A 12,061-nucleotide genomic window follows, 5' to 3' on the forward strand; every position below is an offset into this window, starting at 1 on the left:
CTTGCTAACACCGGCGCGGCCGCCTCGGCCACCGATTATCGGCGGGGCCCGCGGCTCGGCACCGGCCGCCGTCGAGGGTTCGACGGCGGCCGGTGCCGGGTTCCGTTGGGCGTGCGGCGGCGGGTCACCCGGCCCAGGACGGGTCGGTGGCGCGGTCCGAGCGGTGGCCGAGGCGGGTGGTGACGGCGACGACGCCGTCCACGCCGCGGCACAGGCGCTCGATCACCGGGACCAGGCTGCGGTCGCCGACCGTGCCGGTGAGGGTGACGCAGCCGTCGTGGACCTGGACGTCGAGGGTGTCCGGGTCGATCGCCAGGGTGCGGCGCAGGACCTCGGCCCGGATCTCCTCGCGGATCGCCCGGTCCTGCCGGAGGAACACCCGGAGCAGGTCGCTGCGGCTGACGACGCCCACCAGGCGGCCGGCCTCGTCGACGACCGGCAGCCGCTTGACGTGCTCGCTCTGCATCAGCCGGGCCGCCTCGACGACCGTCCACTCCGGGCGGGCGCACACCGCCGGGCCGGTCATCAGGCCCACCGCGGTGGTCGCCCGGCTGCGGGCGCGCTCGCGGGGCGGCAGGTTCGGGGTGAGCAGCAGGCCCGCCGGGTCCTCCTGGGCCGCCTCGTTGAGCAGCAGGTCGGCCTCGGAGACCACGCCGAGCGGCCGGTCCTCGTGGTCGAGGACGGGTACCGCGGTGATGTCGTGCTCGGCGAGCAGCCGGGCAATCTCCTTGAAGCCGGTGTCGGGCCGTACGTGCACGACGGCCGAGGTCATCAGTTCTCCAACGATCCGGTGCCGCATGGTCGGATCGCTCCTTTCCGGTCGACGGGGGGGTGCGGGGTGGGCGCTCAGGCCCGGGGGTGGCGGACCACGACCACGGGGCAGGGCGCGTGCTGGACGCAGTGCTGACTGACGGAGCCGAGCAGGGCGCCGGCGAAGCCGCCGTGGCCGCGGCTGCCGACGACGAGGAGTTCGGCGCCGCGGGCGGTGTCCAGCAGGCACTGCACGGCGCCGCCCTCCACCACCAGGGCCCGGACCTCGACCGCGGGGTCGGTGCCCGCCACCTCCCGGACGCAGTCGTCGAGGATCTTCCGGTAGCTGCCGGACAGGTCCTCGAACTCCATCACCGGCACGGGCCAGCCGGTGGCCACCGGGTACTGCCAGGCGGTCAGGGCCTCGACGACGGCGCCCCGGGAACGGGCCTGGCCGACCGCCCAGCGCAGCGCGTCGACCGAGGCCGGGGACCCGTCGACACCGACCACGATCCGCGGCTGCTCCGGCGCGTTCTGCTCGCTCATGGTTTCTTCTCCCTCGGTTTCTGGTCTGCTTCCAGGATCCGGATTCCGGCGGCGGTCTCGAAGGTCCGAACGGGCCCTGCCCGCAGGGACCTTCAGCCCCGCCGCGGCTCGCGCCGGGCCCGTCAGACGGCGTGCAGGCCGTGGGCCGCGAACACCGCGCGGGCCGTCCCGGTCTGGTCGTCGGTCGGGGCCGGGGTGTCGGCCAGGGTGCACTCCAGGTCGAGGGCGCGCCACTTCGCCAGGCCGAGGCGGTGGAAGGGCAGCACGTCGACCCGGGTGACGTTGCCGAGCGAGGCGGCGAAGGCCGCGACTCCCTCGACGTTCTCGGTGGGGTCGGTCAGGCCGGGGACCAGGACGAACCGGACCCAGACCTCCTTGCCGAGGTCGGCCAGCCGGCGGGCGAAGTCCAGGGTGGGGGCGAGTTCCCGGCCGGTGAGGTGCCGGTAGAGCGCACGGTCCCAGGACTTGACGTCGAGCAGCACGAGATCGGTGTCGGCGAGCAGCGCGTCGGTGGCGCGGGCGCCGAGGAAGCCGGAGGTGTCCAGCGCGGTGTGCAGGCCGAGTTCGTGCTTGAGGCGGTGCAGCAGTTCGCCGGTGAGGACGGGCTGGAGCAGCGGCTCGCCGCCGCTGACGGTGGCGCCGCCGCCCGCGGCGCGGATGAACTCGACGTACTTGGCGGCCTCGGCGAGGATCTCGTCCGCGCCGGCCCGGCGGCCGTCGCGCAGGTGCCAGGTGTCGGGGTTGTGGCAGTACAGGCAGCGCAGCGGGCAGCCGGAGAGGAACGCGACGAAGCGGGTGCCGGGGCCGTCCACGCCGGTGGACAGGTCCCAGGAGTGGAGCATCCCGGCGACCGGGCGGCGTGCCGCGGCGGCGGCCGGCGTGGCGGGCCCGGTCCGGCTCGGTGGGCGGAGGGGAACGGCGGGTTCGGACATGCGGGTCTCCGGTCTCCGGGACGGCGGCGGGTGCCGGCGCCGATGGTCGGGGCGGCGCCGGCACCCACGCGGTGGGGCCCTACAGCGAGCCGTGGAAGGTGCGGTTGATCACGTCGAGCTGCTGCTCGCGGGTGAGCCGGACGAAGTTGACCGCGTAGCCGCTGACCCGGATGGTCAGCTGCGGGTACCGCTCCGGGTGCTCCATGGCGTCCAGCAGGGTGTCGCGGTCGAGGACGTTGACGTTCATGTGGAAGCCGCGGCAGGTGGTGTAGCCGTCCAGCACGCCGACCAGGTTGTGCACGCGCTCCGCGGGGGTGCGCCCGAGCGCGTCCGGGGTGACGGTGTTGGTGAGCGAGATGCCGTCCTCGGCGTGGTCGTACGGCAGTTTGGCGACGGACAGCGCGCTGGCCACGTAGCCGTGCCGGTCCCGCCCGTTCATCGGGTTGGCGCCGGGGGAGAACGGCTCGCCGGCCCGGCGGCCGTCCGGGGTGTTGCCGGTCTTCTTGCCGTAGACGACGTTGGAGGTGATGGTCAGCACGGACTGGGTGTGCTCGGCGCCCCGGTAGGTGGGGTGGCGGCGCACCTTCGCCATGAACTCCTCGACGAGCCGGACGGCGATCGCGTCGGCGCGGTCGTCGTTGTTGCCGTAGGCCGGGTAGTCGCCGTCGACCAGGTAGTCGGTGACCAGGCCGGTCTCGTCCCGCACCGGCCGGACCTTCGCATACCGGATCGCGGACAGCGAGTCGGCCGCCACCGCGAGCCCGGCGATGCCGCAGGCCATGGTGCGCCGGACGTCCCGGTCGTGCAGGGCCATCTCGATGCGCTCGTAGGCGTACTTGTCGTGCATGTAGTGGATGACGTTCAGCGCGTGGACGTACGTCTCGGCGAGCCAGTCCATCTGCTGGTCGAGCCGGGCCAGGACTTCGTCGTAGTCGAGCACCGCGCCGCCGACCGGGGTGGTGGCCGGGCCGACCTGGGCGCCGGTCAGCTCGTCCCGGCCGCCGTTGATCGCGTAGAGCAGCGTCTTGGCGAGGTTGACCCGGGCGCCGAAGAACTGCATCTGCTTGCCGACCTCCATCGCGGAGACGCAGCAGGCGATCGCGGTGTCGTCGCCGAAGCGCGGGCGCATCAGCTCGTCGGACTCGTACTGGATGCTGGAGGTGTCGACCGACACCCGGGCGCAGAACTCCTTGAATCCGCGCGGGAGTTGCGGGGACCAGAGGACGGTCAGGTTGGGCTCGGGCGCCGGGCCCAGGTTGTAGAGGGTCTGCAGGTAGCGGAAGGACGTCCGGGTGACCAGCGGGCGGCCGTCCGCGCCGATGCCGCCGATCGACTCGGTGACCCAGGTCGGGTCGCCGGAGAACAGCTGGTCATACTCGGGGGTGCGCAGGAATCGGACGATCCGCAGCTTGATGACGAAGTCGTCGACCAGTTCCTGGGCCTGACGCTCCGTCAGCAGACCGGCGTCCAGGTCGCGCTGGAGGTAGACGTCGAGGAAGGTCGAGGTCCGACCCAGCGACATCGCGGCGCCGTTCTGCTCCTTGACCGCCGCCAGGTAGCCGAAGTAGAGCCACTGGACGGCCTCGCGGGCGGTGGTGGCCGGGCCCGAGACGTCGTACCCGTAGGCCGCGGCCATCTCCTTGAGCTCGCCCAACGACCTTATCTGCTCGGCGAGTTCCTCCCGCTCGCGGATGGTCGACTCGACCAGGGCCGGATCGGTGGGCGCCGGGTCGAGCTCCGCCTTCTCGGCCCGCTTGGCGGCGATCAGCCGGTCCACCCCGTACAGCGGGACCCGGCGGTAGTCTCCGATGATCCGGCCGCGGCCGTAGGCGTCCGGGAGCCCGGTGACGACGCCGGCCTTGCGGGCGGCCAGGATCTCGGGGGTGTAGGCGTCGAACACGCCGTCGTTGTGGGTCTTGCGGTACTCGGTGAAGACCTTCGCCAGCTCCGGCGGGACGGGGTAGCCGTAGGTCCGCAGCGCGCCCTCGACCATCCGCCAGCCGCCGTACGGCATGATCGCCCGCTTCAGCGGGGCATCGGTCTGCAGGCCGACAATCAACTCCCTGTCCTGGTCGATGTATCCGGGCGCGTGCGCGGTGATGCCGGACGGGATGTCGTAGGCGATGTCGAGGACGCCCTTGGCGCGTTCCTCGGGGAAGCGGTCGGTGATCCGCCGCCACACCGCCTGGGTGCGCTCGGTCGGGCCGGCCAGGAAGGCGCTGTCGCCCTCGTACGGCGTGTAGTTGTGCTGGATGAAGTCGCGGACGTCGATCGCGTCCCGCCACAGGCCGCCCTTGAAGCCGTCCCAGGCGCCCGCGGTCCGTTCGTACTGCGTGGTGGTCATCGGGGGTGTCCTCTCTCAGGCCTGGTCGCCGTAGTACGCCTGGCGCATCAGCTGCTGCATGTCCGCGAGCATCGGCATCCGCGGGTTGGCCGGGGCGCACTGGTCCTCGTAGGCGTTCATCGCCTGCTGCGGCAGGGCCGCCAGGAAGGCCGCCTCGTCGACGCCCGCGTCCTTGAAGGAGCGCGGGATGCCGACCTTGTCGCGCAGTTCCTCGACCGCCGCCGCGAGGGACTCGACGCCCTGCTCGGGGGTGTCGGCCGGCAGGCCAAGCATCCGCGCGATCGCCTGGTAGCGCTCGGGGGCGAGGTAACTCCCGTACTTGGGCCAGCCGGTGACCTTGGCGGGTGCCGTGCCGTTGTAGCGGATCACGTGCGGCAGCAGTAGGGCGTTGGTCCGGCCGTGGGCGACGTGGAACGTCCCGCCGAGCGTGTGCGCCATGGCGTGCACGACGCCCAGGAAGGCCGATCCGAAGGCCATGCCCGCGATCGTGCCCGCGTTGTGCATCTTCTCCCGGGCGAGCGGGTTGTCCGGGCCGTTGGTGACGGCCTCCTCCAGGTGGTCGAAGATCAGCCGGATGCCCTGGAGGGCGAGGCCGTCGGTGAAGTCGTTGGCGTAGACCGAGACGTAGGTCTCGATGCAGTGGGTGAGCGCGTCGAAGCCGGAGTCGGCGGTGACGTTCTTCGGCAGGCGGGTGGTGAGCGCCGGGTCGACGATGGCCACGCTCGGGGTGAGCGCGTAGTCCGCGAGCGGGTACTTCTGGCCGGTGGCGGTGTCGGTGATGACGGCGAAGGGGGTGACCTCGCTGCCGGTGCCCGAGGTGGTCGGGATGCACACCAGCTTCGCCTTCTCCCCCAGGTCGGGGAAGGTGAAGGCGCGCTTGCGGATGTCGAAGAACTTCTCCTTCAGGTCCTTGAACTCCACCTCCGGGTGCTCGTACATCAGCCACATCACCTTGGCGGCGTCCATCGGCGAACCGCCGCCGAGGGCGACGATGGTGTCGGGCCGGAAGCCGCGCATCAGCTCGGCGCCCTTCACCACGGTGTCGATGCTCGGGTTGGGTTCGACGAAGTCGACGACCCGGACCTCGACGGGCTCGCGACGCCGGTCCAGGACGGCGCGGACCCGTTCCAGGTGGCCGATCTCCACCATCGTCCGGTCGGTGACGATCACGACCCGGTGCGCGTTCGGCATGCTGGCCAGGTACTTGACCGAGTTGCGCTCGAAGTAGATCTTCGGCGGGACCTTGAACCACTGCATGTTGGTGTTGCGCCGCCCGATCCGCTTGATGTTGAGGAGGTTCAGCGCGGAGACGTTGCCCGCCACCGAGTTGTGGCCGTAGCTGCCGCAGCCGAGGGTCAGCGAGGGCGTGAAGGCGTTGTAGACGTCGCCGATGCCGCCCTGCGAGCTGGGCGCGTTCCAGATGATCCGGCAGGCCTTGACCGCGTGCCCGAACTCCTCGACGAACGCCGCGTCCTCGGTGTGCACCGCCGCCGAGTGCCCGAGGCCGTTGAACTCGACCATCGCGCAGGCGAGTTCGACACCCTCCCGGCGGGAGGGGGCGGTCAGGACGGCGAGCACCGGGCAGAGCTTCTCGCGGGTCAGCGGCTCCCGCGGCCCGACCGCATCGCAGTCGACCAGGATCACCGAGGTGTCGGCCGGCACCTCGAAGCCGGCCGCCTCGGCGATCTGCGCGGCCGAGCGGCCCACCACGTCGGCGTTCAACCGCTCCCCGGCGCAGGAGGAGCCGTCGCCCGTACCGAACAGGTGGCGCTCCAGCAGCGCCTTCTCCTCCGCGTCCGCGTGGTACGCCTTCAGCTTCCGGAACTCGGCGAGCGCCGCGTCGCGGATCTCCGCGTCCAGGATCACCGCCTGCTCGGAGGCGCAGATCATGCCGTTGTCGAAGGACTTCGACAGCACGATGTCGTTCACCGCCCGCCGCAGGTCCGCGCTGCGCTCCACGTACGCCGGGACGTTGCCCGCGCCGACGCCCAGCGCCGGCTTGCCGCAGGAGTAGGCGGCCCGCACCATCGCGTTGCCGCCGGTGGCGAGGATGGTGGCGACGTCCGGGTGGTTCATCAGGGCGTGGGTGGCCGCCATCGACGGCTCCTCGATCCACTGCACGCAGTGCGCCGGAGCACCCGCGGCCACCGCCGCGTCCCGCACGATCCGGGCGGCCTCGGCCGAGCAGCGCTGGGCCGCGGGGTGGAACGCGAACACGATCGGGTTGCGGGTCTTGAGGGCGAGCAGGCACTTGAAGATCGTGGTCGAGGTCGGGTTGGTCACCGGCGTGATGCCCGCGACCACCCCGACCGGCTCGGCGATCTCCACGATGCCGTCGATCTCGTCCCGGTACACCACCCCGACCGTCTTCGTCCGGGCCATCACGTGGGTGACGTTCTCGCAGGCGAAGACGTTCTTCACCGCCTTGTCCTCGAACAGGCCCCGCCCGGTCTCCTCCACCGCCAGCGCGGCCAGCCCGGTGTGCCGCTCCAGCGCGGCCAGCGAGGCCTTCCGGACGATGTGGTCGACCTGCTCCTGGCTGAAGTCCGCGTACGCGGCGAGCGCGGTCAGCGCGTCGGCGACGAGCGTGCCGACGACGGTCTCCGGGCTCGGGGCCGCATCCGGGTGGGGGGCCGGGACGGCGCAGGGCCGCTCCTCGGTCTGCGGGCGACGGGGCATGGCTTCGACCACCTTTCGGTTCGTCATCAGAGCTCACCCGGGCGGATGTCCCGCCCGCGCTGCCACCTCCACCCTCCCCCGGCGGCCCCCGGCGGGGGCCCTGCCGAAGGGCCACACCCGGTGGCCGAAGGTCCCGTCTCCGGGGACCGCTGGTCCCGGCACCCGCCCGCGCCGCGCGACCTCCGGCGCCGCGAACACCGCGAACGCCCCGAACGCCGCGAACGCCCCGAACGCCGAGGCGGGCGGGGCGCCGACGCGTTCGTCGGTGCCCCGGCCGCCTCGGGCGCCGGTCCGGCTCAGTCGTGCGGTACGACCGCCACCGGCCCGTGCGCGTGGTGCAGCACGGCGTGGGCCACGCCGCCCAGCCAGGGCGCGGCCGCGTGCAGGCCGGACGTCCGGCGGCCCACCACCGTCAGCGCGGCGCCCCGGGACGCCTCCACCAGTGCCCGCCCGGCCGGCCACGCCGTCACCTCGGCCTCGACGCGGACGTCCGGGTACTTCTCCCGCCAGGGCGCCAGCGTGTCCTGGAGCCGCGTCAGCTCCGCCGCCGCCAGGGCCTCCCGGATCTCCCGCTGGTCCACCGGCCCCTCCGTCGTGTACGGCCCGTCCGGGAGTGTCCGGCTCTCCAGCGCCCGCAGGGTCGCGCCGCGCCCGGCGGCCTGCGCGAAGGCGAAGGAGAGCAGGTCGCCGCAGGGCCGCGAGCTGTCCAGCCCGACCAGCACGTCGCCGCCGGCGGCCCCCCGGCCGTCCGCCCCGGCCCGCACCAGCACCACCGGGCAGTGGGCGCGCGCCGCCGTTCGCAGCGCGATCGAGCCGACCAGCAGACCGGCGAACCCGCCGGTGCCGCGCGAGCCGACGACCAGCAGGCCGTCCCGCCAGCCGGCGGCGGCCAGCGCGTACGCCGGGTTGCCGGGCACGTGCCGGCAGCTGAGCTCCAGGCCCGGCAGGACGCCCACGATGTGGTCCCGGACGGCGAGCACCGCCTGCGGCAGCGGCTCGCCGGTCCCGTCCGGCTCCGCGGGCGCGAACTCCTCCTGCGCCCCGACGTGGAGCATGCACAGCGGCCGACCGCTGCGGTGGGCTTCCTGCGCGGCCCACTCGGCCGCGGCCCAGCTCGCTTCCGACCCGTCGACTCCGACCACTACGGCGTGCGACATGACGACGCTCCTCCCTCGTTCACCCGTCGCGGCGCGGTTGCACGCGACCCCCGGTGTTCCGCTCCACCCTCCCGGTCGCGCCGGGGAGGCCACAGGGGCCGAGCAGCCCTCCGGTGCGGCCCGAAGGTCCCGGCCCTTCCTCGTGCTGCTCCGAACGGCCCTGGTCCGCGGCCCGCGACCGGGACGTACGGCCCCGAAGAGGGGCCTCCCGGCCCTGCGTACGGGCGCCACCGCTGCCCCAGGCTGGCGGCACCTGCCCAACAGTGCAGGCACGCCCTGCGGGGCGAGCACGACGACGATTGGACGGATCATGACCGACAGTGGGCGCGCGACGAAGGCCTACCTGGTCGGCGGCGGCATAGCGAGCCTGGCCGCCGCGGCCTTCCTGATCCGCGACGGCGACTTCCCCGGCCGGAACATCCACGTCCTGGAGCAGCTCCCGCTGGCCGGCGGGTCGCTCGACGGCAGCGGATCCCCGGAGCGGGCCTACGTCACCCGGGGCGGCCGGATGCTGGAGGACGAGGCGTACACCTGCCTGTGGAACCTCCTGGAGACCATCCCCACCCTCGACGACCCGGCGGTCTCCGTGCGGCAGGAGATCACCGACTTCAACCGCGACTGGCCCACCCACGCCAGAGCCCGGCTGATCGACCGCGACCACCGCGTCCTCGACGCCTCCCGCCTCGGCCTCGACACCCGCGACCGGCTGGAACTGACCCGGCTGCTGGTGCTGCCCGAGTCGGTGATCGGCGCCCGCCGGATCGACGAGTTCTTCTCCGAGCACTTCTTCGCCACGAACTTCTGGGCGATGTGGCGCACCACCTTCGCCTTCCAGAACTGGCACAGCGCGATCGAGCTGAAGCGCTACTTCCTGCGCTTCCTGCAGGAGTTCCCGCGGATCCACACCCTGTCCGGCGTGCGCCGCACCCGCCTCAACCAGTACGACTCCATCGTCCGCCCGCTCACCGCGTGGCTGCTGGAGCGCGGCGTGGTCCTCGAGCACGGCGTCACCGTCACCGACGTCGACTTCACCGAGCGGGACGGTGTCCGCCGCGCGCAGCGCCTCCACCTGCTCCGTGACGGCGCCCCGGACAGCATCGAACTCGCCGAGCCGGACCTGGCGTTCATCACCCTCGGCTCGATGACCGCCGACGCGGCCCTCGGCGGCGACGACACCGTGCCCGAGCTGATCCGGGACAAGCGGGACGGCAGCTGGACGCTCTGGGAGACCCTCTCCCGCAAGGCTCCCGACTTCGGCCGGCCCGGCGTGTTCAACGGCAACACCGCCGAGGCCGTCTGGGAGTCCTTCACCCTGACGATGCGCAGCCCGGCCCTGCTGAAGCGCATCGAGGAGTTCAGCGGCAACGCCCCCGGCACCGGCGCCCTGATGACCTTCAAGGACTCGCCCTGGCTGATGTCGATCGTGGTCCCCCGCCCGCCGCACTTCGCCGGCCAGCCGGAGGGCGTGTTCACCCTCTGGGGCTACGGCCTCTTCCTGGACACCCCGGGCGAGCACACCGGCACCACCATGGCCGGCTCCACCGGGCAGCAGATCCTCACCGAACTCCTCGGCCAGCTCGGCTTCGAGGACATCGCGGACGAGGTGCGGGCGACCACGACCGTCACCACGGTGATGATGCCCTACATCACCAGCCAGTTCGCCCGCCGCGACGTCCACGACCGCCCCCTGGTCGTCCCGCACGGCGCCCGCAACTTCGCCTTCCTCGGCCAGTTCGTCGAGATCCCGGAGGACGTCGTCTTCACCGTCGAGTACTCGGTGCGCGGCGCGATGCACGCCGCCTACCGCCTGCTCGGGCTCGACCTGCCCGTGCCGCCGGTCCACCACGCGCTGACCGAGCCCGACGCCGTCCTCGGCGCCCTGCGGACCGCCTTCGCCTGAGCCCCCCCCCGGCATGCCGCAGCCCTCCCCGGATCGGCGATCCGGGGAGGGCTGCTTGCTGCCCGGCGGGGGGTGCTGTCCGACGGGTGCTGTCCGGCGAGGGGTTACACCCGGCGGGGGGTGCCGCCGGTGACAGCGCGGCCCCGGGGCAGTAAACGAAAAGCAGCGCCGGGAGCGGCCCCACCCGCTCCCGGCGCTCTGCCCGGCCCGGTCCGGCCCCCACGACCGACCGGGCCCCTCCCGCGTTACCGGTCCGCGGGAGTGATGAGGCCGTAGTGGCCGTCGTACCGGTGGTACAGGACGTTGCCGCGGCCGGTCGCGGCGTCCGTGAAGAAGACGAACGGCAGGCCGCCCAGGTCCAGGCGCGCGCCCGCCTCGGCGAGGGTGAGCGCGGGGGCGCCGGCGGGGGTCACCGGCAGGCCCGGGTCGGCGTCGGGCGCCGGGCCGGCCGAGGTGATCCGGTACTCCCCGGTGGCCGCGTCCCGGTGGACGACGCTCTCGTCGCCCGTCGCCGTGTCGGTGTACAGGTGGAAGTCGTAGTCCATCGCCTCCAGTTCGAACACCGCCGCCCAGGCGGTCTGCCGGGCGAGGCTGTAGGTCTTGTGCCGCACGACGCGGCGTTCCTCCGTGCCCAGCGCGCGGTGCTGCGGCCGGTCGTCCCGCCCGCCGGCCGCGGGCGCGGGCGCCCCGGCGTGGTGGCGGTGGTGCTGCCGGTGGGCCCGGACGCGGGCGATCCGGGCGTTGAGGCGGTCCTGGAGCAGGTCGACGGCCTCCTGCATGGTGGTGGCGGCGACCTGGGCCCGGACCGGCCGTCCGTTGAGGTCGATCACGGCCTGGGCGATCGACGGCCTGGCGACGGCGTGGTTGGCCTCCTGGGTGAGCTTCACCCGGGCCGCGAGGACCGGCTCGTCGAGGCGTTCGAGGACGGCGAGCAGCTTGGTCCGGGCGTAGTCCGGGGCGGCCAGGGAGACTTCGCCGCGGGTCGCCACCAGGACGTCGGTGGCGGGGCGGTGCTGCAGACGGGTCATCACGGTGCTCCTTTTGCGGGTGGTTCTCAGACTGTCGCGTGCCGGTCGGCCGGGCCGAGGGCTGAAGGTCCCTCCGGCAGTGCCTTCCGTCCCGGTCCGGCGGGCGCCGGCAGGGCACGGACGCTGGTGCCGGTGGTGCCGAGGACGGTGCCGAGGGCGTCGTCGAGGGGGCCGATGGCGGCGAGGCCGCCGGTCCGTTCGGCGAAGGCGGCGGCGGCCTCGGCCTTGGGCCGCATCGACCCTTCCGGCAGGTCCAGTTCGCGCAGCCGGCCGGGGGTGGCGGTGACCAGCGGGCCGGGGCGGGTCGCACCGTAGTGGGTGAACACGTGGGTCACGTCGGTGAGGATCAACAGGGCGTCGGCGTCGAGCTGTTCGGCGAGCAGCGCGGCGGCCAGGTCCTTGTCGACGACGGCTTCGACGCCGCGTACCCGGTCGGTGTCCGGATCGCGGGTGACCGGGACACCACCGCCCCCGGCGGCGATCACCACGGCTCCGGTCGCCAGCAGGGCGCGGACGGCGGGGAGTTCGACGATCGCCTTCGGCTGCGGGGAGGGAACCACGCGGCGCATGCGCGCACCGTCGCGCGCCGTGGTCCAGCCGCGCTCGATCTCCATCATCCTGGCCTGGTGATCGGTGAGTTGCCCGCCGATGAACTTGCCCGGCCGCTGGAAGGCGGGATCGTGGGGGTCGACCTCGGTGTGGGTCACCAGTGCGGTGACGGCGCG

At 73.2% G+C, this 12,061-nt stretch carries 9 protein-coding genes; 1 reads left to right on the forward strand and 8 read right to left on the reverse strand.

Going from position 1 to position 12,061, the window contains the following annotated elements:
* Positions 1-124 precede the first annotated feature (124 nt).
* The 6 genes from ACPC54_RS29715 to ACPC54_RS29740 form a co-directional block, all read right to left on the reverse strand.
* Positions 125-799 carry a CBS domain-containing protein gene (locus ACPC54_RS29715; RefSeq protein ID WP_498969176.1) on the reverse strand — a complete coding sequence of 225 codons (675 nt, stop codon included), beginning with the start codon at positions 797-799 and terminating at the stop codon, positions 125-127.
* 47 nt (positions 800-846) lie between these two features.
* Positions 847-1,296, reverse strand: coding sequence for a universal stress protein (locus ACPC54_RS29720; protein ID WP_498969177.1), 450 nt, complete (start codon positions 1,294-1,296; stop codon positions 847-849).
* A 122-nt stretch (positions 1,297-1,418) separates the two neighbouring features.
* Positions 1,419-2,228 (reverse strand): pyruvate formate-lyase-activating protein, encoded by an 810-nt coding sequence (pflA, locus tag ACPC54_RS29725; RefSeq protein WP_498969179.1) that lies wholly within the window; start codon positions 2,226-2,228, stop codon positions 1,419-1,421.
* Positions 2,229-2,307: 79 nt separating this feature from the next.
* Positions 2,308-4,572, reverse strand: coding sequence for a formate C-acetyltransferase (pflB, locus tag ACPC54_RS29730; protein ID WP_498969181.1), 2,265 nt, complete (start codon positions 4,570-4,572; stop codon positions 2,308-2,310).
* Between the two features lie 15 nt (positions 4,573-4,587).
* Positions 4,588-7,278 (reverse strand): bifunctional acetaldehyde-CoA/alcohol dehydrogenase, encoded by a 2,691-nt coding sequence (adhE, locus tag ACPC54_RS29735; RefSeq protein ID WP_498969182.1) that lies wholly within the window; start codon positions 7,276-7,278, stop codon positions 4,588-4,590.
* A gap of 269 nt (positions 7,279-7,547) precedes the next feature.
* The gene (locus ACPC54_RS29740; RefSeq protein WP_498969183.1) at positions 7,548-8,408 is read right to left on the reverse strand and encodes a universal stress protein; all 861 of its coding nucleotides are present in this window, start codon (positions 8,406-8,408) and stop codon (positions 7,548-7,550) included.
* Positions 8,409-8,718: 310 nt separating this feature from the next.
* On the opposite strand from ACPC54_RS29740, the gene ACPC54_RS29745 reads away from it, so the two are divergent.
* Positions 8,719-10,308: an oleate hydratase gene (locus ACPC54_RS29745; protein WP_498969184.1), complete on the forward strand. Its 1,590-nt coding sequence runs from the start codon at positions 8,719-8,721 to the stop codon at positions 10,306-10,308.
* A 245-nt stretch (positions 10,309-10,553) separates the two neighbouring features.
* On the opposite strand, the gene ACPC54_RS29750 is transcribed toward ACPC54_RS29745, so the two are convergent.
* Together ACPC54_RS29750 and ACPC54_RS29755 are read right to left on the reverse strand one after the other, a co-directional pair.
* Positions 10,554-11,336: a ribosome hibernation promotion factor gene (locus tag ACPC54_RS29750; protein ID WP_498969185.1), complete on the reverse strand. Its 783-nt coding sequence runs from the start codon at positions 11,334-11,336 to the stop codon at positions 10,554-10,556.
* A 26-nt stretch (positions 11,337-11,362) separates the two neighbouring features.
* Positions 11,363-12,061: amino acid kinase family protein (locus tag ACPC54_RS29755; RefSeq protein WP_498969187.1), on the reverse strand; the 699-nt coding region annotated here is incomplete at its 5' end.

Source organism: Kitasatospora sp. NPDC094028, assembly GCF_049543595.1.
GTDB lineage: Bacteria > Actinomycetota > Actinomycetes > Streptomycetales > Streptomycetaceae > Kitasatospora.

Excerpts from the sequence above, each read along its gene's own strand:
- ACPC54_RS29715 (WP_498969176.1), bottom strand. The coding sequence starts at position 799 with ATGCGGCACCGGATCGTTGGAGAACTGATGACCTCGGCCGTCGTGCAC.
- ACPC54_RS29720 (WP_498969177.1), bottom strand. The coding sequence starts at position 1,296 with ATGAGCGAGCAGAACGCGCCGGAGCAGCCGCGGATCGTGGTCGGTGTC.
- pflA (WP_498969179.1), bottom strand. The coding sequence starts at position 2,228 with ATGTCCGAACCCGCCGTTCCCCTCCGCCCACCGAGCCGGACCGGGCCC.
- pflB (WP_498969181.1), bottom strand. The coding sequence starts at position 4,572 with ATGACCACCACGCAGTACGAACGGACCGCGGGCGCCTGGGACGGCTTC.
- adhE (WP_498969182.1), bottom strand. The coding sequence starts at position 7,278 with ATGACGAACCGAAAGGTGGTCGAAGCCATGCCCCGTCGCCCGCAGACC.
- ACPC54_RS29740 (WP_498969183.1), bottom strand. The coding sequence starts at position 8,408 with ATGTCGCACGCCGTAGTGGTCGGAGTCGACGGGTCGGAAGCGAGCTGG.
- ACPC54_RS29745 (WP_498969184.1), top strand. The coding sequence starts at position 8,719 with ATGACCGACAGTGGGCGCGCGACGAAGGCCTACCTGGTCGGCGGCGGC.
- ACPC54_RS29750 (WP_498969185.1), bottom strand. The coding sequence starts at position 11,336 with ATGACCCGTCTGCAGCACCGCCCCGCCACCGACGTCCTGGTGGCGACC.